This window comes from Brenneria rubrifaciens (assembly GCF_005484945.1).
In the GTDB taxonomy this organism is placed as follows: Bacteria; Pseudomonadota; Gammaproteobacteria; order Enterobacterales; family Enterobacteriaceae; genus Brenneria; species Brenneria rubrifaciens.
In genome coordinates this window covers 1,473,370-1,497,723 of record NZ_CP034035.1, presented here as the reverse complement: position 1 = coordinate 1,497,723, position 24,354 = coordinate 1,473,370, and the positions used below count along the sequence as shown (strand labels likewise).

The 24,354-nt window shown below is 48.3% G+C and carries 20 protein-coding genes and 1 tRNA gene; 10 read left to right on the top strand and 11 right to left on the bottom strand.

The genetic code is table 11. The features are described 5' to 3' along the window. Positions 1–37: 37 nt before the first annotated feature. On the bottom strand, positions 38–2,095 hold the full coding sequence (helD, locus tag EH207_RS07015; protein WP_137713330.1) for a DNA helicase IV: 2,058 nt from the start codon (positions 2,093–2,095) through the stop codon (positions 38–40). Positions 2,096–2,271: 176 nt separating this feature from the next. Between helD and EH207_RS07010 the strand changes: the two genes are divergently transcribed. Together EH207_RS07010 and yccS are read left to right on the top strand one after the other, a co-directional pair. Next, positions 2,272–2,718, top strand: coding sequence for a YccF domain-containing protein (locus tag EH207_RS07010; protein WP_137713329.1), 447 nt, complete (start codon positions 2,272–2,274; stop codon positions 2,716–2,718). Positions 2,719–2,738: 20 nt separating this feature from the next. Further along, positions 2,739–4,874 carry a YccS family putative transporter gene (gene yccS, locus EH207_RS07005; RefSeq protein WP_137713328.1) on the top strand — a complete coding sequence of 712 codons (2,136 nt, stop codon included), beginning with the start codon at positions 2,739–2,741 and terminating at the stop codon, positions 4,872–4,874. A 29-nt stretch (positions 4,875–4,903) separates the two neighbouring features. Here the strand turns inward: yccS and EH207_RS07000 are convergent, their stop codons facing one another. Next, complete coding sequence (locus EH207_RS07000) at positions 4,904–5,530, bottom strand: TfoX/Sxy family DNA transformation protein (RefSeq protein ID WP_137713327.1); 627 nt, start codon at positions 5,528–5,530, stop codon at positions 4,904–4,906. 224 nt (positions 5,531–5,754) lie between these two features. Between EH207_RS07000 and sulA the strand changes: the two genes are divergently transcribed. Together sulA and ompA are read left to right on the top strand one after the other, a co-directional pair. Further along, positions 5,755–6,261 (top strand): SOS-induced cell division inhibitor SulA, encoded by a 507-nt coding sequence (gene sulA / locus EH207_RS06995; RefSeq protein ID WP_137713326.1) that lies wholly within the window; start codon positions 5,755–5,757, stop codon positions 6,259–6,261. A 370-nt stretch (positions 6,262–6,631) separates the two neighbouring features. Further along, on the top strand, positions 6,632–7,705 hold the full coding sequence (gene ompA / locus EH207_RS06990) for a porin OmpA (RefSeq protein ID WP_137713325.1): 1,074 nt from the start codon (positions 6,632–6,634) through the stop codon (positions 7,703–7,705). A 61-nt stretch (positions 7,706–7,766) separates the two neighbouring features. On the opposite strand, the gene matP is transcribed toward ompA, so the two are convergent. Beyond that, entirely contained in the window at positions 7,767–8,225 is a 459-nt protein-coding gene (gene matP, locus EH207_RS06985; RefSeq protein WP_137713324.1) for a macrodomain Ter protein MatP, read from the bottom strand. A gap of 208 nt (positions 8,226–8,433) precedes the next feature. Between matP and EH207_RS06980 the strand changes: the two genes are divergently transcribed. Both EH207_RS06980 and fabA read left to right on the top strand, forming a co-directional pair. Continuing rightward, on the top strand, positions 8,434–10,161 hold the full coding sequence (locus tag EH207_RS06980; RefSeq protein WP_137713323.1) for an AAA family ATPase: 1,728 nt from the start codon (positions 8,434–8,436) through the stop codon (positions 10,159–10,161). A gap of 88 nt (positions 10,162–10,249) precedes the next feature. Then, positions 10,250–10,768, top strand: a complete 519-nt coding sequence (gene fabA, locus EH207_RS06975) for a bifunctional 3-hydroxydecanoyl-ACP dehydratase/trans-2-decenoyl-ACP isomerase (RefSeq protein WP_137713322.1) — start codon at positions 10,250–10,252, stop codon at positions 10,766–10,768. A gap of 69 nt (positions 10,769–10,837) precedes the next feature. Here fabA and EH207_RS06970 read toward each other — a convergent pair whose 3' ends face one another. The 4 genes from EH207_RS06970 to betI form a co-directional block, all read right to left on the bottom strand. Next, positions 10,838–11,494: a tellurite resistance TerB family protein gene (locus tag EH207_RS06970; RefSeq protein ID WP_137713321.1), complete on the bottom strand. Its 657-nt coding sequence runs from the start codon at positions 11,492–11,494 to the stop codon at positions 10,838–10,840. A 134-nt stretch (positions 11,495–11,628) separates the two neighbouring features. Further along, positions 11,629–13,296 carry a choline dehydrogenase gene (gene betA / locus EH207_RS06965; RefSeq protein ID WP_137713320.1) on the bottom strand — a complete coding sequence of 556 codons (1,668 nt, stop codon included), beginning with the start codon at positions 13,294–13,296 and terminating at the stop codon, positions 11,629–11,631. Positions 13,297–13,315: 19 nt separating this feature from the next. Then, the gene (gene betB / locus EH207_RS06960) at positions 13,316–14,788 is read right to left on the bottom strand and encodes a betaine-aldehyde dehydrogenase (protein WP_137713319.1); all 1,473 of its coding nucleotides are present in this window, start codon (positions 14,786–14,788) and stop codon (positions 13,316–13,318) included. Between the two features lie 33 nt (positions 14,789–14,821). Further along, a complete protein-coding gene (betI, locus tag EH207_RS06955; protein ID WP_137713318.1) occupies positions 14,822–15,409 on the bottom strand; it encodes a transcriptional regulator BetI in 588 nt (195 codons plus the stop codon). 359 nt (positions 15,410–15,768) lie between these two features. Between betI and EH207_RS06950 the strand changes: the two genes are divergently transcribed. The 3 genes from EH207_RS06950 to EH207_RS06940 all read left to right on the top strand — a co-directional run bounded on the left by EH207_RS06950 (position 15,769) and on the right by EH207_RS06940 (position 18,998). Further along, positions 15,769–17,808 (top strand): choline transporter, encoded by a 2,040-nt coding sequence (locus EH207_RS06950; RefSeq protein WP_137713317.1) that lies wholly within the window; start codon positions 15,769–15,771, stop codon positions 17,806–17,808. Between the two features lie 238 nt (positions 17,809–18,046). Next, positions 18,047–18,685, top strand: a complete 639-nt coding sequence (locus tag EH207_RS06945) for an RpiB/LacA/LacB family sugar-phosphate isomerase (protein WP_137713316.1) — start codon at positions 18,047–18,049, stop codon at positions 18,683–18,685. A gap of 223 nt (positions 18,686–18,908) precedes the next feature. Beyond that, a tRNA-Ser gene (locus EH207_RS06940) sits at positions 18,909–18,998 on the top strand. 135 nt (positions 18,999–19,133) lie between these two features. On the opposite strand, the gene phoH is transcribed toward EH207_RS06940, so the two are convergent. The 3 genes from phoH to EH207_RS06925 form a co-directional block, all read right to left on the bottom strand. Beyond that, complete coding sequence (phoH, locus tag EH207_RS06935) at positions 19,134–19,922, bottom strand: phosphate starvation-inducible protein PhoH (RefSeq protein WP_137713315.1); 789 nt, start codon at positions 19,920–19,922, stop codon at positions 19,134–19,136. A gap of 570 nt (positions 19,923–20,492) precedes the next feature. Continuing rightward, a complete protein-coding gene (fliZ, locus tag EH207_RS06930) occupies positions 20,493–21,002 on the bottom strand; it encodes a flagella biosynthesis regulatory protein FliZ (protein WP_137713314.1) in 510 nt (169 codons plus the stop codon). Positions 21,003–21,054: 52 nt separating this feature from the next. Further along, a complete protein-coding gene (locus tag EH207_RS06925; protein WP_137713313.1) occupies positions 21,055–21,777 on the bottom strand; it encodes an RNA polymerase sigma factor FliA in 723 nt (240 codons plus the stop codon). 524 nt (positions 21,778–22,301) lie between these two features. Here EH207_RS06925 and EH207_RS06920 point away from each other — a divergent pair. Beyond that, on the top strand, positions 22,302–23,357 hold the full coding sequence (locus EH207_RS06920) for a glycosyltransferase (protein ID WP_137715292.1): 1,056 nt from the start codon (positions 22,302–22,304) through the stop codon (positions 23,355–23,357). Positions 23,358–23,512: 155 nt separating this feature from the next. Here the strand turns inward: EH207_RS06920 and EH207_RS06915 are convergent, their stop codons facing one another. Next, complete coding sequence (locus EH207_RS06915; protein WP_137713312.1) at positions 23,513–24,334, bottom strand: glycosyltransferase family 2 protein; 822 nt, start codon at positions 24,332–24,334, stop codon at positions 23,513–23,515. Positions 24,335–24,354 lie beyond the last annotated feature (20 nt).

Genomic DNA, 24,354 nt, shown 5'->3' with positions numbered 1-24,354 from the left:
AAAGCCGACAATTCCATCGGCCTTTTTGCTTGTGCGCTTAGCCTGGTTTACGCTGGATTGGTACCCCCAGCCGGTGAAGCTGCGAGATAAATACCGATGGATTCTTTGTATCCTGTAATAACCACACCCGATGTTTGGCTCTGGTTAGCGCGACGTAGAGTAAACGCCGCTCCTCAGCATCCGGGTAATCCTCCGGCTCAGGCAACAATACCGCTTCAAGAACCGATTCCCGCGCTGGCGCAGGAAAACCGTCTTTGCCATCATGCATCCCCACAATAATCACATACTCGGCCTGCTGACCTTTACTGGCATGCACAGTCATAAAATCGATAGGTAAATTCGGCCATTTCGTCGCGGCTTTCTGTAGTACCTCTGACCGTAGATGATGATACCGGGCCAAGATCAAAATACGCTCATCAGGTTTCACAAAACCGCTTAATTTATCCAGCAGCGCCTCCAATTGCTCAAAAGGCAGGATGGTCACCGCCTTTTTATCCCCTTTGGCGAGGCTATTCAGCGGCTTTTTGAGTTGGTTGGGGTTTTGCTGAATAAACTGATTCGCGACATCACCAATACGTTCATTAAAGCGATAGGTGGTATCCAACGCGCACTGCTCGCTAGCACCAAAATTTTGTTCAAACGCCGTTGTCAGTGATAGCTCGGCACCACTAAAACGATAAATGGCCTGCCAGTCATCGCCTACCGCAAACAAGCAGCTCCTGCTGTTCTGTCGACGCAAAGCTTCGAGCAAACGCGCACGCTGAGGGGAAATATCCTGAAATTCATCAACCAGAATATGCTTCCATGGGCTGATAAATCGGCCTTTGTCCAACAGATTGACGGCCTGATGAATCAGGCCGGAAAAATCGACGGCATTTTCATCTTTCAGCGATTTTTTCCAGGCTTTTAATAACGGCGCCATCAACCGGACACGCTGCTGAAATAGTGGCCGAATGTCCTCTGGCGCCTGCTCAATCATTTCAGCCTGACTCCCCCCATGCATACGCATCAGCCCCAGCCAGCGCTCCAGACGTCCGGCAAGCTGCTCCGTCAGCGCGCGATCGTGCCAGAAATCACCATCCGGCAGTTGCCACCCCAGTTCTTCCATGAGCCATTGCCGCCACCCTTTCGCCTGCGTTTTTTTCTCGGCACACTGTTGCTGCCAGTTTTTTATCAGTAATTCACGCCGTTTTTTACTGTCGCTTTCCAGTTGGCTGATCACCGGCACCTTACGACTGCTCTGCTGAATAATATGCAACGCCAGAGCGTGGAACGTTTTGGCCTGAATCTCTTTTGTATGCAAACGGGACTGAATACGCTCATTCATTTCTTCTGCGGCTTTACGGCCAAATGCCAACAGCAGAATTTGATTGGGTGTGGCTTTACCTCGATGCATCAACCAGGCGGCACGCGCCACCAGCACGGAGGTTTTGCCACTACCGGCACCAGCAAGCACCAATATCGCGTCCTCACCATTAATGACCGCCCTACACTGGGCATTATTCAACGGGGTGGTTTCCACAGACTGGAAGAACGCCTGCTGCTGCACCAGCGTACGCGCCATCCATTCCTGATTACATTTCGTCCGTTCTTTATTCCCGCGATCTAGCCATTGCTGACAAAGTCGATAGTTATCGCGGCATTCATCAAATTCATTTAAACGGACGACGGGAAGCGGCAATGAGGCAAATGTGCTGCAAATATCTTCCTGCAACTGTGCGAGTGACCTTCGGCTGAACCAGGCGTCCTGATGCTCCAGCGCACGAATGTCATCCACCTGCCTTTGTAGAACGCCAGCACTCACCTGGCTCATTTCCTCGCTCCACGCTTGCCAGGACTTCATTAAACAACGGTAGAATGCCTGTGTTTGCTGCCACTCCGTGCCATGCAATCGCACCACTTTGTCCGCAGGGAGTTCAAACTCCAGTTCTCCCCATACCAGCCCCCGCTTACAGTGAATCTTGAGAAGCTGGTTGAAGGGGATAATATATTCATGTTTATCACCACTCACCTCGACGCCAGCATTAAGCAGCCTCACCCGGTTATAAGGGTGCTGCGCCAAATGCTTACCTAATGATGTTGATTTAAGTTCCATTACGTTTGCGCCATAAAATTGTGAGATGTTGCTCGCCAGCACCGTAGTCTACCTGTTATCAGTATTTACGCCCTAGCTTAAAAAACAGATTAGGATATCCTGATGCTTGATGTGATAATTCTTTTACCATCATAGGGTTTGTAGGGTTTGGTTACCTTGGAAATTCAGGAGAGATTATGCGCACCGTATTGAACATTTTGAATTTCGTACTGGGAGGTTTTTTCACCACGTTGTCCTGGCTGCTGGCTACCGTGGTAAGTGTTCTGCTTATCTTTACGCTGCCGCTGACCCGCTCATGTTGGGAAATTACCAAATTATCGCTGCTGCCTTACGGCAATGAAGCCATTCACGTCGATGAACTACGGCCTGATGAAAAAAATCATGTTCTCAATGCCGGCGGTTCTTTGCTGAACATATTTTGGTTTATTTTCTTCGGCTGGTGGCTATGTCTGACACATATCGTTACGGGCATTGCGCAATGCATCTCTATCATCGGCATTCCCGTGGGTATCGCCAATTTCAAAATCGCCGCAATCGCGCTATGGCCGGTCGGACGCCGCGTGGTACCAGTCGAACTGGCACAAGCGGCGCGTGAGGAAAACGCACGTCGTCACTATCGTTAATCGCGCCAGAGGATAGACCGTTGCTCACATTTTCGCTTGGTATCCGCCGCTATGTGTATAACAGCAACTGGCTGTATAACATCCGCATTTTTATTGCCCTTACCGGCGCAGCCGCGGTTCCCTGGTGGTTCGATCAACCAACATCCACTATTCCGTTAACACTGGGCGTTGTGGCGGCGGCGTTAGCCGACCTTGACGACCGACTGAGCGGACGCCTGCGTAATCTTTGTATTACTCTGTTCTGTTTTTTTATTGCCTCCGTCTCCATCGAACTACTCTTTCCTTATCCCTGGTTATTCGGTCTGGGGCTAGCGCTGTCAACGTGCGGCTTTATTTTGCTCGGGGCGTTAGGGCAACGCTATGCCACCATCGCCTTTGGCGCGCTGTTAATTGCGATATACACCATGCTGGGGATTTCACTTTACACCACCTGGTATGAGCAGCCCCTCATGCTTCTATTGGGCGCATCCTGGTATAACCTGATTACCCTGCTCGGGCATCTGATTTTTCCTATCCGTCCTTTGCAGGTCAATCTGGCGCAGTGTTATCAGCAACTGTCACGCTATCTGGATGCAAAAGCCAATTTGTTCGATCCAGATATCGAGGGGGAAACGGATCAACCACTCATTGACGTCGCAATGGTTAACAGCCAGTTGGTGGCCTCGCTAAATCAGACCAAGTCATCATTATTAACGCGGCTGCGTGGGGACAGAGGTCAGAGAGGAACCCGGCGGACATTACATTATTATTTCGTTGCCCAGGACATCCATGAACGTGCCAGCTCGTCTCATGTACACTACCCGCAACTGCGTGAAAAATTTCGCTACAGCGATATTTTGTTCCGTTTCCAGCGTTTGCTTTCAATGCAGGCGCGTGCCTGCCAGCAGTTGGCGCAATCCATTCTATTGCAGCAAAAATATCAGCATGACGGCAGTATTGAACGCGCCTTCGTTCATCTTGAAGCCGCGATTACGCGAGTTTCAGAAAGCCAAAATACCGAAGCATCACAAATTAAAACGTTGCAGTACCTGCTAAACAATCTGCGGGCGATAGATGCACAGCTCTCAACGATTGAATCAGAACAGGCGAGCGAACGAGAAAATACCGCTGAGAACACATTGGCTGACGACAAAATTACCGGGTGGTGCGATATCCGTCTGAGAATCAGCCGTCATCTGACACCACAGTCAGCGTTGTTTCGTCATGCTGTACGCATGTCGGTATTACTCTGTAGCGGCTATGCCTTTATCCAGGTGACCGGGATGCAACATGGTTACTGGACCCTGCTGACCAGCCTGTTCGTCTGTCAACCTAATTATAATGCGACGCGCCGCAGACTGGCGTTGAGAATCATCGGTACATTGACCGGTGTTTTACTGGGATTGCCCATTTTATATTTTGTGCCGTCGGTTGAGGGACAACTTACGCTGATCGTCATCAGCGGCGTACTGTTTTTTGCCTTCAGAAACGTACAATACGCACACGCCACCATGTTTATTACCCTATTGGTGTTGCTGTGTTTCAACCTGCTGGGTGAAGGATTTGAAGTCGCTGCACCGCGTATTGTCGACACACTGCTGGGTTGCGCCATTGCCTGGGCTGCCGTCAGTTTTATCTGGCCGGACTGGCGTTTTCGTGGACTCCCTGCGGTTATCAATAAAACCCTGGATGCCAACTGCCGCTATCTCAATGCCATTATGACGCAATATCATCAGGGGAAGGATAATAGCCTGGCCTACCGTATCGCGCGCCGCGATGCGCATAACTGCGATGCGGAATTAGCCTCGGTAGTTTCCAATATGTCGTCAGAACCCCACGCGATTAGAAACAAAATGGACGGCGCCTTTCGCTTTATGTGCCTGAACCACACCTTGCTGAGTTATATCTCTACGCTGGGCGCTCACCGAGAAAAAATCTCATGCCCGAATATTCTGCGATTGCTGGATGATGCCGTTTGTTATGTTGATGACGCATTGCATCGTCAGGAGATTGAAAACCTGCGTATAAATCAGGGATTGGATGCCATAGTGAGCCGCATCCAATCCCTGTCCGCTGATCCCGGCAGCAAAGAATTATTGGTTCTTCAGCAGATCGGTTTACTTATTGAGCTATTGCCCGAACTGACTCAGTTAAAAAAAGACATGATCAAATTGTAAAAATAGCCAGTGTACAAACCGCTATCCATCTAGTGGTCGTGTCCTTTAAATGAAGAGTCTGCGTTGCGCTCATACCATTCCACGAGTTCATTACGTATCCCAATTGGGAGTGCGGCCTGATGCGTGCCACTTATCGCCCCTGCCAGCGCCAGTAGTGTGTTCACACTGAGATTGGCACTGACCGCACGTAACTTCAGGTAGCTTATTTTCGCACCGCACTGCTGTAACTCATCAATATTCTTGATGCCTACTTTCCATAGCAAACGCTCAATATCGTGGTTTAAATTAGGCAAATCCTTCAATCGCCCACTTTCGCTTTTGGCGGCTTTGTCATACTGCGCCCCTGCCAGCGCCATTCTGGCAAATTGCAACAGTTGCAAATGGTTTCCCCACAGAGACTCGTCAACCAGATAATAATTCAGCGGAATAGGTATACCCCGCTTGGTATAGACAAGATGCGGCATATTGCGGTTATGGAAATGTACTTCATCTTTTTTACTGGCTCTCAGATAAAGCTCACCTCCCGATACCACACCAAAGATTATTTTATTTGCTGCGATGCTGTAGCCACCAAACTGAGAACGGGAAGTGATGTCTCCCAAAGATGCAAAATAACGCTTAGATTGCAAAATCCTTTTTTCGCATAAATGTTTCATTACTGTAACCCTTAGTATTGAAATAATCTGTTCCTGTTAAAAGTAGGAAGATCAATAACAGGAACAAGTAATTAATCACAGGGCGCACACGGCTTCAAACACAAAATGAGCTTGCTGGATGTTGCATGTGGAATATGCGAGGCGCTTTGAAAAAATCAGGTTGATTTTCACACACGCAAAAGATACTGTATAGACATACAGTAATACTATGGGGAGGAGTCATTATGCGTACTCAACCACTCAGCGCCTACAACGCGCAGCAATCAACATTTTCAAATAACTCACTCCCTGCTGGTGCTTCCGCATGTTGTGGGGGAATTATCAGCGAAATCGTTTACAACGCCGATCAGCCTAATGTCACGCATTTGTTATTGCCTTTTCTGCACCAGTTAGGCACACAGTCACGCTGGTTGCTTTGGCTATCACCCCAGCAAAAACTGAGCCGTCCCTGGTTACAACAATCAGGGTTGCCGCTGGATAAAATAGTTCAGTTGCATCATATCAGTCCTAAGCTGACGGTAGATGCGATGGAAAAAGCATTATTAACCGGAAATTATAGCGTCGTACTATGCTGGTTGGCACAGGATCTGACAGAAGAAGAAAGGGTCAGATTGCGACAGGCGGCGCAAGCGGGGAATACATTCGGCTTTATCATGCGCCCGGAAAGCTCCCATAACGGCTCGCATAGACTCTTTCCGAGCCTAAAAATTCACTCAACATTGTATCATTAAGTAAATTAAGAATTTTCTCAGCCATTTTGGGAAAAAATTGGAACATTTCCCAGCAGGGCCGTATTTTAAGGGCCTTTAGATAAGTGTTAAGCCATAAAAATTCCATACTATCTGTCAAAATCATCTACTATTTGTTAGCAAGTGTGTAGGAATTGTTAGTTTTTTCATGCTACGAATCACATCATACTTGTAACTTTCTCATCACGTTGTAGACTTTATCTCGCTGGAGTTGCTCTTTTATAACGCCAGTTGACTGGCAGTGAGTCATAGTCATAAATAAGGGCAAAGTCTCCGACTAAAAGATTTTAACCAAAGGTCTGTTAGCTTACCGAGTTAATGGCTGATTTGGATGATAAATGAGGCGTACAAAATGAAAAAAACAGCTATAGCAATTGCAGTGGCACTGGCTGGCTTCGCTACCGTAGCTCAAGCCGCACCGAAAGATGACACCTGGTATGTGGGTGGTAAACTGGGTGTTTCTCAATTTCATGATACTGGTTTCTATGGAAACGGTTATGAAGGTATCAACAACAACCCTAACATAAGCAAATTAGGCGCAGGTGCTTTCCTGGGTTATCAAGCTAACCCTTATCTGGGTTTTGAATTGGGCTACGATTGGCTGGGCCGCTTGAAGTATGCGGGTTCTTCAACTTCAAACACTGACAGTGCAAGCTTTAAAGCTCAAGGTGTTCAGTTGGCTGCTAAATTAAGCTATCCCGTATACACCGATCTCGATATCTATACCCGTCTGGGTGGTATCGTATGGCGTGCTGACAGCCATGCGGCGCAAAGTGGCGTCGATCGTAACAACGATGACACCGGTGTCTCTCCGCTGGCCGCTCTGGGTATTGAATACGCCTTTGATAAAAACTGGGCAGTTCGCGTAGATTATCAATGGATTAGCAACATCGGTGACGCGGGCACAGTAGGTGCACGTCCTGATAACATGTTTATGAGCGCAGGTGTTTCTTACCGTTTCGGACAAGATGACTACGTAGCGCCTGCTGTTACTCCGGCTCCGGCTCCAGTTGTTGAAACCAAGCGTTTCACCCTGAAGTCTGACGTTCTGTTCAACTTCAACAAAGCAACGTTGAAACCAGAAGGCCAACAATCGCTGGATCAACTTTACTCTCAGTTGAGCTCGATGGATCCGAAAGACGGTTCCGTTATTGTTCTGGGCTACACTGACCGTTTAGGTTCAGAGAAATACAACCAGGGGCTGTCTGAAAAACGTGCTCAAACCGTTGTGGATTACCTGATAGCTAAAGGTATCCCGGCAAACAAAATCACTGCTAATGGTCAAGGCGAATCCAACCCTGTTACCGGTTCAACCTGTGACAACGTGAAAGGGCGTGCTGCGCTGATCGAGTGCCTGGCACCGGATCGTCGTGTAGAGATCGAAGTTAAAGGCATCAAAGATGTTGTAACTCAGCCACAAGCTTAAGTTATCAACGAAAAGACCTCGCTTCGGCGAGGTTTTTTCTTTCCAGACCAGGTAATAAAACCTAACGGTTGTCTTTATTCAAAATGGCTTCAAGATCCTGCTTCAACGACGACATCTGGTTGGCATATCTTTCCTTATGTTCGGCGTCTTCTATCAGTTGCACAATTGTTTCCGATAACGTATTCCCACGCCGCTGCGCCAGCCCCGCCAAGCGCTGCCAAACCAGATATTCCAGGTCTATCGACTTCTTGCGTGTATGCTGATGCTCGGCATTAAAATGGCGTTTCCGCCTCGCTCGAATCGTTTGCTTCATGCGGTTTTCTAATGCAGGACTCATACACTGCTCAATCCACTCCAGCACTTTGACTGGTTGGTTTTCCATTTTCAGCAGCAGAGTTATTGCTTCCTCAGCCGCGCTTTTCTCCAGAAAGCGGGTGATATCCTCACCTTCACGGTGTTTTTTCACCAGATATTTCCATTTCCACCCACACTCAAGGTTTTCTAATTGTTGATATTTCATATTGAATTCTTCAGTGACCGTGTAACGTTATACTTAGAATAACAGTTTTTTGGCCTTTTTAACCTTCTCCTACACATTTTTAAGGCTATTTTTTATACATTCTGAGCATATTCAGGAAACGCTTTTGTACCGAATGACTCTCTTTCTGTGCAGCCTGCATTATTCTTGTATAATCACGCTTTTCCTTTAGACGACTACATTTGATACTTTGACCAGTAACCGACTTGCATGGCAGCATCTACTGCCCAATCATACGCCTTATCAAACATTATTCACTCAGGCGGCACAGCTTGCCCCTGCTGAATTTTCTGCCATCCAATCCCGTCTGGCTGACAGTTTGACGCTTTTTTGCCACCCTCGTGCACCTTCGCGTTTCATGCTGCTGAAAGCGCAGGAGAATAGCGAATATATGGCACTGGTAGCCAAAGTGGTAAATACCATCAGGCCCGAAAGCCGCCCCTTATTGGGTAGCCGATATGAGGTGGAAGGCCGCCAGGTTCGTGTTGCGCCCGCGACACAACCTCATGACAACTTCGCCGCGCAGCACGCTTGCTGTTATCAGGAATGGGTTGAGCCAGAGCAATTATTTGGTTGCGTCAGGTTTTTTCAGGATGAAATCACGCTTAACCCTGGGCTGATTCATCAGGTCAACGGCGGTACGCTCATCCTTTCTGCCAGAGCATTGCTGGCTCAGCCATTAATGTGGCTACGTCTGAAACAGATGATTACCGAAGGGGTATACCGCTGGCAATCGCCGGATGAACGCAAGCCCTTGCTGGTTGACATTCCTCCTATGCCACTGAATATACGATTGATTATTCTTGGCGATCGCGAAAGTTTAGGTGATATTCACGACATAGAACCAGAGTTGGGCAGCCTGTCGGTTTACGGCGAGTTCGAGGCACAGTTACAGCTTATTGATATCGAGGATATGGCGCGTTGGTGCGCTTACATCAACTCACTGTGTCTGGACAATCAGTTACCCCTGCTGGCTGCCGATGCATGGCCTGAATTCGTCAACCTGTCCGTACGTAATAGTGGCGATCAAAGCAGCCTGCCGCTGTGTCCTGTTTGGCTGACACATCAGTTGAAATATGTCGCGCTCTACGCTCAAAATCAGGAAATCAGCGCTCAGACGCTGATTGACGCAATAGCAGCCCGTCGCTGGCGTGAAAGTTATCTTCATGAACGCATGCAGGATGAAATTGAACTGGGCCAAATTCTGATCGAAACCGAAGGCCATGTGATAGGACAGGTCAACGGTCTTTCCGTTTTAGAATATCCGGGTTATCCGATTATGTTCGGTGAACCAACGCGCATTAGTTGTGTGGTTCATCCTGGCGACGGCGAGTTCACCGACGTTGAGCGTAAAGTAGAACTTGGCGGCAATCTGCATGCTAAAGGCATGATGATTATGCAGGCATTTCTCATTTCTGAGCTTGAACTTGATCAACAGCTTCCTTTCTCTGCGTCCATCGTTTTTGAGCAATCCTATGGAGAAGTTGATGGTGATAGCGCCTCACTCGCCGAGCTCTGCGCTTTTGTCAGCGCACTCTCCCAACAACCGATCAACCAGCAGATTGCCGTGACTGGTTCGGTTGATCAGTTCGGTCACGTACAGCCCATCGGCGGTGTAAACGAGAAAATAGAAGGTTTCTTTGAAGTCTGTCAACGTCGTGGACTGACTGGGCAGCAAGGTGTGATACTGCCGGTTGCGAACCTGCGCCATTTATGTTTGCACAAAGATGTTGTTGACGCCGTTCGCGAAGGGCAATTCCATCTTTTCCCGGTGGAAACGGCGCCAGAAGCGATATCCTTACTGACAAATGTTGTTTACGATGACGAACATCAACCAAGTTTACTGTCAGCCATTCGGGAGCGAATCAGTCAATTAAATCCGCAGGAACGGCGACGTTTCCCCTGGTTTTTTCGTTGAAACTGGTTTAACCAGACGTTACAGACTTGCCCGGCGTACAGCTGTACGCTAACCTGCGTGCTTCATTAAAACAAGGCTTACAAAGAACATGGTAGATAAACGCGAATCCTATACGAAAGAAGACCTTCTTGCCTCCAGCCGTGGCGAACTGTTTGGCCCGCAAGGACCACAGTTGCCAGCCCCTGACATGCTGATGATGGATCGGGTCATAAAAATGACCGAAGATGGCGGCCATCATGGTAAAGGATATGTGGAAGCAGAACTGGATATCACCCCTGACCTGTGGTTCTTTGGCTGCCATTTCATCGGCGATCCCGTGATGCCCGGCTGCCTGGGCCTGGATGCCATGTGGCAGTTGGTTGGCTTCTATTTAGGCTGGCTGGGTGGCGAGGGTAAAGGACGCGCACTGGGTGTGGGTGAAGTGAAATTTACCGGACAAGTCTTGCCGACAGCGAAAAAAGTGACCTACCGTATCCATTTCAAGCGCGTCATCAATCGTCGTTTGGTGATGGGTATTGCTGATGGTGAAGTGTTTGTAGACGATCAGCTCATCTATACTGCGAATGAGCTCAAAGTTGGATTATTCAAAGATACAAGCGCCTTCTAAATCGCAATAGCGGGCGAAACCATGAATGTTTCACCCGCTGCCCCTTTGTACATTTTGTGGAATATCGGCTTATTTCTGGTTGTTTATCTCATTTGCAATTGACTCGCGCACATCCTGAGGGATCTTTAGTGACGTCGCCAGCGCATCCAGATAGCTTTTCTCCATAAAATGATCGATATCGATCACCGCACAGCTCAGGAAATACACCTCCAGCGCCTCTTCCTCATTCTTGACGTCTTTGGCTAACAGCTCGGGATCCAGGGGCTTGGCGATAGCGTCCTGTACCCACTGCTGAGCCTCGCTGCCCAATTGCAGTTGCTGAATATTTTCATCAATGCGTTGTTTCTCTGCCTCGTCAATATGCCCATCACTCTTGGCGGCAAAGACTAACGCCTGAACCAAACGGCGTGTACGCGCATTATCAGATGATGACTGAACGCCGAATTGTGGATCATCCTGATGGGTGTCACGAACGCGCTTCTTATACTGATTCCATAAAACAACGCCGACCGCGGCGCTGCCGCCAATAATCAGCGCGTTTTTACCCAACGATCCCATCAGTTTTCTGGCTGATTTATTCGACATCAATACGCCAGCCAGACCACCAAACGCCGCAGGTTTGAGCATATCGCCCAGATTATTACCCTTACTGCCGCCTTGACGTTGGCTGCCCTGCTTACTACCGGAGTTCAATAGACCTTGAATCTGTTGCATCCAGTTATTCATTTTTCTACCTCGAGGAAATAATGTCATCAACTTATGTGTTCCTTCATAGTAATAGCCTGAGGACATTTTTTTGTCAGGTTGTGTATATCAATGAAAAGTATAACCGCATTCGCAACATGGGTGACGCGGCGATATTAAATGCGCTTTGCCGGCGCCGATCCCGCAACATAGTAAGAAGCCTGACTGCTCGGTAAAGGCTGACGGCCACGGATACGGTCAGCAATTTTTTCCGCCATCATGATCGTTGTTGCATTCAGATTGCCGGTGATGATTTGCGGCATGATGGAGGCGTCGACCACCCTTAACGCTTCCATACCATGAACACGCCCCTGACCATCGACCACCGCCATCTCATCTTCACCCATTTTGCACGAACAGGATGGATGGAATGCCGTTTCGGCATGAGCACGGATGAACGCATCAAGTTCCTCATCCGTTTGAACATCGGCGCCGGGGCTGATTTCACGGCCCCGGTATTTGTCCAATGCGGGTTGTGACATGATTTCGCGCGTAATCCGAATTGCATCCCGGAACTCACGCCAGTCCTGCTCGGTCGACATGTAATTGAATAGAATGCTCGGATGCTCGCTTGCGTCCCTCGATTTCACCCTAACGCGTCCGCGGCTTGGCGAACGCATCGATCCGACATGCGCCTGAAAGCCGTGCTCTTTCACCGCGTTGCTGCCGTTGTAATTAATGGCGACCGGTAGAAAATGATACTGAATGTTCGGCCAGGCGAACTCTTCGCTGCTGCGGATAAAACCACCGGCTTCAAACTGATTACTGGCCCCAATCCCCGTTCCCTTGAACAACCACTCAGCACCGATTTGCGGTTGATTAAACCACCGAAGCGCGGGATAGAGCGATACCGGTTCTTTGCAGGCATATTGCAGATACATCTCCAGATGATCTTGCAAATTTTCGCCAACGCCGGGTAAATCATGCACCACAGGAATGTTAAGACGATTAAGCCAGTCCGCAGGCCCAACCCCCGAACGTTGCAGAATCTGCGGCGACGCAATGGCCCCGGCACACAGCAACACTTCGCGACGCGCGCTTGCAGTCTGAAGATCGCTACCATTAGCTTTAACGTAATTCACACCAACAGCACGTTTACCTTCAAAGATAATAGTATCGGTTAACGCCTGTGTGACGATGGTCAAATTCCTACGCCCACGCGCTTGATCGAGATAGCCCCTGGCGGTACTCGCGCGACGTCCTTTCGGCGTCACGGTACGATCCATGGGTCCAAACCCTTCCTGTTGATAACCATTGAGATCGTCAGTTTTGGGATAACCCGCCTGCACCCCCGCTTCAACCATCGCGTGAAACAGTTCGTTATTACCGGCCTTTGGCGTCGTGACACAAACCGGTCCGTCCCCGCCATGATAATCGTTAGGCCCCGTATCCCGGGTTTCCGCTTTACGAAAATAAGGCAGACAATCCAGATAGCGCCAGTCTTCCAAACCGGGCATCGTCGCCCAGTTGTCAAAATCCATCGCGTTTCCACGGATATAACACATGCCGTTAATCAGCGATGAACCGCCCAACCCTTTTCCGCGGCCGCACTCCATACGACGATTATTCATATAAGGCTCAGGATCGGTTTCATAGGCCCAGTTATAGCGGCGCCCCTGTAACGGATAAGCCAACGCAGCAGGCATCTGTGTGCGAAAATCCAGCCGATAATCCGGCCCGCCAGCTTCAAGCAATAGCACAGTGACATCGCGATCTTCCGTTAAACGGGTTGCCAGCACGTTACCCGCCGATCCCGCCCCGATAATGATGTAATCATATTTCATCGGCTTTCTCCTGCTGCGTTTAAAAAACCGAGCTGAATTCACCCAGCTCAACCTGTATTGATTTGATTTGCGTATAGTGTTCCAACGTCGTGACGCCGTTTTCACGCCCGACACCAGAGTGTTTGTAGCCGCCCACAGGCATTGCAGCCGGCGACTCGCCCCACGTGTTAATCCAACAGATGCCGGCTTGCAACTGATGGATGACCCGATGAGCGCGATTCAGGTCGCGCGTAACTATCCCCGCAGCCAAACCGTATTCGGATTCATTGGCCCGACGGATCACCGCCTCCTCGCTGTCATAACTTAAAATACTCATGACTGGCCCGAAAATTTCCTCCCGGACAATCCGCATGTCATCCTGACAATCGGTAAAGACCGTCGGAGCGACATAGGCTCCCTGAGCATAAGGCGAATCCGTCAGACGGCGTCCTCCCGCCAACAGTTTCGCACCTTCACGTTGGCCTGCTTCTATATTACGCAGAACCGATTCCAAGTGCGCGAAGCTGACCAGCGGCCCAAAATTCACGGTCGCATCCGTCGGATCGCCAACGCGAATACGCTGCACGCGCGCCAGGATTTTTTGTTCGAAACTGGCTTTTAAGGCACCGGGAATAAAAACCCGCGTCCCATTGGTGCACACCTGACCTGAACTGAAAAAATTCGCCATCATGGCGATATCGGCCGCTTTATCCAGGTCGGCGTCGTTGAAAATAATCAGCGGCGATTTACCACCCAATTCCATCGTCACCTCTTTTAATGTCGAACCTGCCGCATCAGCCATGACCTTTTTCCCGCTGGCGACGCCGCCGGTAAAAGAAACTTTGGCAATGCCCGGATGTGCCGTCAGCGCCTGACCGACGGATTTTCCCGTCCCCGTCAATACATTGAAAACACCATCCGGCAGCCCTGCCTGCGTATAGATTTCCGCCAGCTTTAACGCGGTCAGCGATGTGACTTCGCTCGGTTTGAATATCATGGCATTGCCTGCGGCCAGCGCCGGCGCCGATTTCCACAATGCAATTTGGATGGGATAGTTCCAGGCGCCAATGCCGGCAACTACGCCTAAAGGCTCGCGTCGGGTATAAATAAACGTGCTTTCACGCAGCGGAATTTGCTGGCCTTCCAACATGGGGATTAATCCGGCGTAGTACTCCAGCACGTCCGCTCCGGTCACAATATCAACGTGACGCGTTTCTGACAGTGGTTTGCCCGTATCATGAGTTTCAATCAGCGCCAGCTCATCATTCCGTTCACGTAAAATATCCACGGCACGTCTTAAAATGCGTGAGCGCGCCATTGCCGTCATTGCCGCCCAGACCTTTTGTCCCACCGCCGCCGCCGCTACAGCGTTATCCACATCAGCATTCGTTGCCGCCTGAATCTGGGCGATGACTTCACCATTCGCCGGGTTAATCGCGTCGAAAGTGTCGTTACCGGTGCTGTCGACATAAGCCCCATTGATATATAACCGCTGTAAACCATAACGTGACATAAAGACTCCTGCTTGCTGCCCTGCCGCTCAGTTTCAAACGCCGGCCAGTTGTTGCTCAATATATTGATAGGTAATGTGCAATGCTTCCTCACGGTTGAATGCCTCACCGCCAAGCGCACCGCGCAGCCACAGTCCATCAATCAATCCGGCCATTCCCTTACTTGCTATACGCGCCTTCTCCCGCGCCAAACAGCGCCCAAATTCGGCACATAAGTTAGAATAGAGCCGTCGACTGTTGACCTGTTGCAAACGGTAAAGCATGGGGGAATGCATGCTGCATGCCCAGAAAGCCAACCAGGTTTTCATTGCCGCGCTGTTGATTTGGCTGTCATCGAAATTGCCCTCGGCAATGGCCCGTAAACGTTCGCGAGGCGTGTTCTGCTCAAGCGTCTGTACTCTCATCCTGACCGCCAACCCCAGTTGACTAAGCAGATAACGCATGGTCGCTTCAAGTAACCCGTTCTTATCACGGAAGTAATGACTGATAATACCGTTCGAGACGCCAGCCCGTCGGGCTATCTGCGCAATTGATGCATCATGCATTCCCACCTCATTGATCGCAGCCAGCGTTGCTTCAATAAGTTGCTGTCGTCTGATTGGTTGCATCCCAATTTTTGGCACGACATGACTCCTCACTAAACCTTGGATTTTCGTGTCGCAAGATGATGTTGAAAATCGCTCCCGCCGATTTTTTATCATCCCACGCCATCCATTAAACTTATTTTTGATTGAACGTTCAATAAAAAATGAATATATTTCATTGTCAAAACGTTAAATGTTTGTATGATTTATAGCTTAAAATCATTGAATTTCCGGTGATAAATCTAACCAAGTGTCAATATTTGTATTTTTATTCTGCGATCATTTTCACTGCAAGCGTACTCAGCGGATGTCCTGCGTAAGTATTCTTGATATGCGCTAAGCGCGCTTCGCAGACGAAATTGGCCAGAGGATCGTAAAGCGCAACGCAGGGGATCGCCATGCCAGCACCAGATAACACGACAAAACCCGAACAGGATCGCCTTAATCCTGTCGTGTTCTATACCTCAGCAGCATTAATTTTGACCTTTTCACTGCTAACCATTTTGTTCGACGACATCGCCAATGTATGGATTACCCGAACGCTGAACTGGGTTTCCGCCACCTTCGGTTGGTACTATCTGCTGGCCGCGACGCTCTATATTATTTTTGTCATTTTTATTGCCTCATCCCGTTTTGGTTCGATCAAACTCGGGCCGGAACAATCCAAGCCGGAGTTCAGTCTGCTAAGTTGGGCTGCCATGCTGTTTGCCGCGGGGATCGGTATCGACCTGATGTTCTTTTCCGTTGCCGAGCCCATTACCCAATACATGATGCCGCCTGAAGGCGAGGGACAAACGCTGGAGGCGGCGCGCCAGGCGATGGTATGGACGTTGTTTCACTACGGGCTGACGGGTTGGTCTATGTATGCCCTGATGGGCATCGCGCTCGGCTACTTCAGCTATCGCTATAATTTGCCGCTGACGATACGGTCTGCGCTCTACCCCATTTTCGGCAAACGTATTAATGGTCCGATTGGTCACAGTGTGGATATCGCTGCCGTGCTCGGCACAATCTTCGGTATTGCCACCACGCTTGGTATTGGCGTCGTACAGCTCAATTATGGCTTGAAGGTACTGTTTCAGATCCCGGAAAATCTGACCGTACAGGCATCGCTGATCCTGCTGTCGGTTATCATGGCGACGATATCCGTTACCTCCGGGGTTAATCGCGGCATTCGATTTCTGTCTGAGTTGAATGTGCTGCTTGCACTAGGGTTGGTTCTCTTCTTACTGTTCTGGGGGGATACCGCATTCTTGCTGAATGCGCTGGTATTGAATGTTGGCGACTACATCAACCGCTTCACCGGCATGACGCTGAATAGTTTTGCGTTTGATCGCCCAACAGAATGGATGAATAGCTGGACGCTGTTCTTCTGGGCGTGGTGGGTAGCCTGGGCGCCCTTTGTCGGCCTGTTTCTGGCGAGAATTTCACGCGGCCGAACCATCAGACAGTTTGTTGTCGGCACCCTGATCATTCCCTTTGTGTTCACCTTACTGTGGTTATCCATTTTTGGTAACAGCGCACTGTATCAGGTCATCAACGGCAATCTGGATTTTGCCAACGAGGTGATGCAATATCCCGAACGCGGTTTTTACAGCCTGCTGGCGCAGTATCCCGCGTTTAGCCTGAGCGCCTCCGTCGCAACCATTACCGGCCTGCTGTTTTACGTCACGTCAGCGGATTCAGGTTCTCTGGTGCTGGGTAACTTTACTTCCCGCCTGAGCGATATCAATAACGATGCCCCAAACTGGCTCCGTATTTTCTGGTCGGTGACCATCGGCTTGCTGACATTGGGCATGCTGATGACCAATGGCGTATCCGCTTTACAGAACACCACCGTGATTATGGGGCTCCCCTTTAGCTTCGTTATGTTATTCATCATGGCGGGTCTGTATAAATCGCTGCGGGTGGAGGATTATCGCAAAGCCAGCGCTCTGCAATCCTCCGCGCCAATGCCTATCTCCAGCGATGACCGCCTGAACTGGAAACAGAGAATTTCACGCGTCATGAATTTTCCCGGTACAACCCATACCCAGAAAATGCTGGATAACGTCTGTGCGCCAGCCATGCAGGACGTTGCTCGTGAATTAACGTTACGGGGCGCCAACGTGCAAGTTAGCGAACTTCCTCCGGTGGAAGACGAACGGCTGAACCATCTTGAGCTTCTGGTCGTTTTGGGCGACGAGCAAAACTTCGTGTACCAAATCTGGCCGCAAAGCTACACCATTCCGGCGTTTACCTATCGGGCTCGCTCTGGAAAATCACATTACTACCGTCTTGAAACTTTCTTGCTGGAGGGGAGTCAGGGGAATGATCTGATGGACTACAGCAAAGAACAGATCATCAATGACATTCTGGATCAGTACGAACGTCATCTGAACTTCCTGCACTTAAATCGAGAGTCACCCGGCAACACGCTGACTTTCCCGGATGCCTAACGCTTTTAGACTGGCGCTGTATTACAGCGCCATAATCCTAGGGTATTCCCCATCAATTAGTCTTATAAACCCCCCTTATTCCCCTTAGTTTCCTCGCAGAAACCGCACCGTATTCCACGTGCCATATCACTTTTGACGCCACGATTTACGCTTCATTGTCGCAGCGGTATACTGCACGAATTAAATTGAAATGTAGTTTTAATAAAATACATTTGTCCCGCACTAATAAGGAATAAATTTGAAAATTGCATTGATTAACGAGAACAGTCAGGCTGATAAAAACGCAATTATTACTGCCGCGCTGAGCAAAGCTGTTGAGCCGATGGGCCACACCGTATACAACTACGGTCAATACGCGGCAGAAGATGCCGCACAACTGACCTACATTCAGAATGGTATTCTGGCTGCAATCCTGCTGAATGGTGGCGCAGCGGATTTCGTGGTAACCGGTTGCGGCACGGGTCAAGGCGCGATGCTGGCCTGTAACGCTTTCCCTGGCGTACTTTGCGGCCTGATTGTAGATCCGTCTGACGCTTACCTGTTCTCTCAAATCAACAATGGCAACGCGGTATCGCTACCCTTTGCCAAAGGCTTCGGCTGGGGCGCCGAACTAAACCTGGAAATCCTGTTCAGCCAGTTGTTCAAAGAAGAAGGCGGCAAAGGCTACCCAAGCGATCGCGTTGCCCTGCAACAGCGCAACAGAAAGATTTTGGATGCGGTGAAAGCGGTCAGCCATAACGACCTCATTACTGTTCTGAAAAGTTTGGATCAGGATCTGGTAAAAGGCGCTATCGCGGGTCCGAGATTCCAGGAGTATTTTTTCGCCAACGGCAAAGAAGCGGGACTGAGCAGCTATATCAAAAGCTTGCTGGTTTAGCGCGTCCGTTTCCTGTTCCAAAATCACAGGCCGCTATCTATATATGGGCTTTCCCACAATGGTCATGGTGATTAAAGCCCCCTGTTTTCTCTCATTTCACAGGGTAAAAACCCTACGACGTTCAATGCTTAACCAGATGTTCCGAAACGGATAAATACTGCTTGACCGAAGTAGAGTGACTCCCTATAGTAGCGCCCCGTTACCGTCTATACGGCGACAATCCGGTGAGGTGTCCGAGAGGCTGAAGGAGCACGCCTGGAAAGTGTGTATACGTGAAAACGTATCGAGGGTTCGAATCCCTCCCTCACCGCCATATAAAAGAAAACGCCCCTGACTTACGTCAGGGGCGTTTTCTTTTATATGGATGAAGAAAGCCCCACCAAGAATATTGGTAAGGGCCTGTTATTGTCTCGCCTGCCTAGTATGACTTCCGTATCCGACTTAATCCCTAATCGTAGGCATTGAGCGTCCGCTGGCATAATTCTGAGCGAACACAATCCTGTTTACCAAAAGAGACAATACTCACCAGATCATCCTCGATAAATCGCTCAAGCGCATCACGCAACCCGGATTTGACCCCCGAAGGCAAATCACATTGCGTGACATCACCATTCACGATCACCGTCACATTCTCGCCTAAACGCGTCAGGAACATTTTCATTTGGTTCACTGTCACATTTTGCGCTTCATCCAGAATAACCACCGCATTTTCAAAAGTCCGTCCGCGCATATAAGCAAACGGCGCAATTTCAACTTTAGCTATTTCTGGCCGTAAACAATACTGCATAAACGACGCCCCCAATCTCCGCAACAATACGTCATACACAGGTCGAAAATAAGGGGCGAACTTTTCGGCAATATCGCCAGGCAAAAAACCGAGATCCTCATCGGCCTGTAATACCGGCCGGGTAACAATAATACGCTCAACCTCTTTATGAATAAGTGCTTCCGCCGCCTTAGCCGCACTCAGAAACGTTTTGCCACAACCCGCCTCCCCTGTGGCGAAAATTAACTGTTTATTCTCTATTGCAGACAAGTAATACTCCTGGGCTTCTGTACGGGCTTCAATAACAGACGTGTCGCGATTCTCCCGCGCCATGCCTATTGATTCAATCCCACTCATATGAACCAGAGAAGTGACCGACTCTTCCTCACGTTGACGATGACTACGCGACTCACGACGTATTACGCGTTTCGCTTCACGACGTGCTTTGATCACTGCTTTTTGTCTTCCCATAGTGGCACCTTACAGTTTGTTTCACTTACCGCACTGCTGAACAGCGCGTGACGTTTCACTCACAAACGAGGTTGGCTTCCTTATTAAGCCGATGGAGAAATGAAGAACTGTGGTGGTTTAACAAAACCGGAAAAAAGTTAATAACACATCTTCCCGAGCCAATGGAAAACAAGCTCAGGAACATAATCGGTAAAACACGTTTAGACAGAAAAAAGGCGTTGGAAAGGAGGGGTAACGATAAGAGACACAGTGCGGAAAATAAGTGGGAAAGAAGCTCCTCGCATTGGCGAGTCAGAAGACCAGAATGTTGGTTTCGACCATTTAGTCCCAAAAAGGACATTACCATTTGCGTTCCTCACTGTGGCAACAACTATTCCGATGAATAATGATTGACCGTATTAAGAACCACTGTTAATCATCAAGTCAAAAATTAGAGCCAAATGATTTCAGTAGTATGACAGTGCAATAATTTGCCTCTACATTGCAAGCTTTTTTACACTGCCATAATATTTACATATAGTCGAAATGCGCCAATTCCACAACCCCTGCCATCAAAAGCGCACAATTTCGTCAATAATGTTTCTTCCAGACCAAATACTGATCGTACTTTCTCAATGCACTTCGATAAACACTTTGTTCAAGATTGGGAAAAGAGTCACAAATATGTTGCTGTACGTTGTCTCTGGCGAACATTTCAATTGGATAATTTTTCGCCACAAGCAATTCATCCAAACGGCGTAGCCGAATGACATATTCACGCATCGTGCTATGTCTTACGTCTGTCTGCTCAATCAGGTATTGGGTGAACGCTTGAATATCGAAGTAATTAGTATAAGTGTTGCATAATATTTCACTGCAGAAACGACAGAGGGGTATTAGCTCCTGTTGCAGATCTGACCATTTGTCGTCATCAATTAACCGATCAATATCGTCAATAGATTTTTTATTAACCAGTTGATGACGAAATACTAATGAAACGCGATCAAGTTCTTTATTGCAGTATGAGCAATGTGTTTGCTTATGCTTGAAATCTTTCAGATAACGGCTGAAAAGCTGCTTCTTCCGAATTGATTGAGGCATGAATCCATTCCATAACAATATATTGTGATAACACTCTTTCTGCGCAGCCAAATTAAACATCATTCATTAATTTTACCCGCAGACGCTTTATCGCCTGGCTATGCAACTGACTCACACGAGACTCCCCTACTTCAAGTACCGCACCGATTTCTTTCAAGTTCAGTTCTTCCTGATAGTAAAGCGTCAGCACCAACTTTTCACGTTCAGGCAGGCTTTTTATGGCTTCCATAACCCGATGACGCAAATTACCTTCCATCAGTTGGTGCAACGGATTGGCATCTTCGCTTCCTTCCAGCAGAGCTTCCGCGCTATCGCCATGTTCTTCACGCCATTCATCGTAAGAAAAGAGTTGGCTATTATTCGTGTCCAACAAAATCTGCCGATATTCTTCCAGCGTGATATTCAAAGCTTGCGCGACCTCCTGCTCGGTTGGCGTTCTGCCAAGCTGCTGTTCAGCCTGTTGCATTGCATGTGCCACTTCCCGCGCATTACGCCGCACGCTCCGGGGAGCCCAGTCGCGGCTGCGGAGTTCATCCAGCATTGAGCCACGAATTCGTTGTACCGCATACGTCGTGAATGCCGTACCCTGCAACGAATCATAACGCTCAACAGCGCTGAGCAAGCCGATACCGCCCGCCTGGAGTAAATCATCCAGTTCGACGCTCGCGGGGAGACGAACCTGTAAACGCAAGGCTTCATGGCGCACTAGCGGAACATAGCGCTTCCACAGGGAATTTTTATCCATTGTGCCTTCGGCGTTATACAAATCGCTCACAGTGACAAATACCTACGATGCTAATGTTATCGACACTATTATGCTTTTGCTTAGAGTCGCCAATTGCATGAATAGGCGCGTAAAAGGGGGGTTATTTGGGATACGAGAATCCTACAGGTGGGAATAGACGGCACAAACCCGATGATAGGCTTTAACTTTCTCATCCTGAAACACGGTCAAATCCAGCGATGGGAACGGCACCTTACAACGTTCCTGACATTCTCTGCAACGACGTCGATACACGCAAGCTCTCGACAACATCCGAATGAGTTGCACGTCGATAACGAATAAAATCCCCAATGGGAAGATGGCGATTCTGGTCAAGACGGACGCAAAACATTTCAAATCGTAACGAGTCCTCTTGTCAGGATTTACGATATGATGAATAGCCGAGCGCTGGGAAATGAGTTTGCTAATAACACGCAGTACGCTTATGCATAGGCTGCATCTCCAGCGTCAACTCCATTTTAGGTATAGCTACTATGCAAAATCTTCAAAACTCCGCCATCATTAACGACGCTATCATGATATCCGTTTGCATGATCGTTAAAGATGAGGCTCAGCACCTGGAAAATTCACTCCACGCCCTTGCTCAATATTTCGATGATATTGTCGTCGTTGATACCGGATCAACCGACTGCTCCAAAGAAATTGCCGCGCGTTTCACCAATAAAATTTATGATTTCCAATGGATAGCCGATTTCTCCGCGGCCAGAAATTTCTCCCTTTCTTTTGCGAAGTATGATTGGGTGCTAATTGTTGATGCTGATGAAGTATTGTCTTTTATCGATTTACCGGCTTTATCAACACTTATTGATGCTCATCCCACAGGCATAGGAAGAGTGGAAAGAGTCGATTATATCGATGACCCAAACGGCGGCGGTATCATCAGAGAGCGAATTGGCCGACTATTCAGGAAAACGCTTTATGAATACCGCGGCATTATCCACGAACAAGTTAACGCCAGAAACGCCGCTACGCCGGTCAACCGCTTTTACGTGCCGATTAGTCTGAACCATGTCGGCTATCAAACGGAAATTCTGCTCAACAAAGATAAAATCGTCAGAAATATTACGCTGCTACGAACCGCAATCGATGGCAACCCCACCGATCCTTATCTGCATTATCAGTTAGGCAAGAGTTATTATCTGGCAAAAGACTATTTATCGGCCTCAGAAAGTTTCAGTACGGCACTTGGCTACCAGACGGATTTCTCCTATGAATATAATGAGCAGTTAATAGAAGGTTACGGCTATGCGCTGATTAATCTTGGTGAATACAAACAAGCACTAACCGTTCTGGAGTATGAAAAATATTGCCATTCAACAGACTTTAGCTTCCTGAAGGCGCTGATATTGATGAATAATGGCGATCTTCAACAAGCGATAAATATCTTTTTATCATGTACACAGATGCCGCCGGGTCGCAGCGAAGGCGTAAATAATTATAAAGCAAATTATAATATTGGCGTCATACTGGAGTGTTCAGGGATGCTGAAGGACGCCATGGCGTTTTACCAGAAATGCGATAATTTCAAGCCTGCGCTCGACGGCATTACAAGGATCGGCAAACAAGGTTAGGCACCGCTGTTGTTTTGCGGTGTTCGGAGATGCGGCCCAGATTAGATTCAGGCCATGATGGGTCTACCCGTCGGTTTTTGACATGGGCGACCATTGAGCGGTCACCCGGTAACCCTTTTCTGTTTTGCCAATAACGAGAAATTAATGAATTTTTGCTAACGTTTATAAGTAAATAAACTTACTTTTGCGTATTTGCTTTTTATGGTCTTAAGCATCGCGATGACCTTAGCCTGATCCTGCTCCATGAAATCGATAGGTGAACAGCCGTGTTTTTTTATAAAATAGTTGATTGCTGTATTTCTTACATTTTCATAGTTATCTTTACTGCATATCGTTGACTGTTTCTCACTCCAGTCATCGTCACCTAAATATTTTTCAGAATCGGGAATGTCGGCAAAATAACCGAAAGGTGGATGCATTCCCGCTTTATAGGCTAAAACCGTATGGTCGACATGCTCCATGGCGTTGTAATAGTTTTCATCCATTAAGCCAATTTTCTTCAGACACTGAAGCGAATAATAGGAGAACGCCCCGACACAAAAACCGAATAGCGGCAATTGACACTCTTTGTACGTTGCCACCAGATTGGGTGTCGGCACGTAACTCTCATCATGATTGCTATGACCATGCTGACTAAAGTTAAGATGCTGAATGCCGGTCACTTTGGAAATAAAGATATATTGTTCAAATACACGCTTATCTTTTATATAGATATCATCTTCAATGATAAAAAAGTGATCCACTTTTTTATCAAGCAAGTATTGCAACGCTTTATTCTTACTCTTTCCCACGCCCAGATTGACATCATTCTTGATGATAGTGTGCGTTATTGCGTCGAACTGGGAAAAATCATTTCCATCATTAATGATGACAAATTCATCAATCACGTCGAACGGCAAAGATTGATACAACCGCAGCAGACTCTCCGGTCTGTTGTAGGTCACGATGCCAACGCCAATTTTCTTTCCATTAATCATAAGAATACCTTTACGCCAAT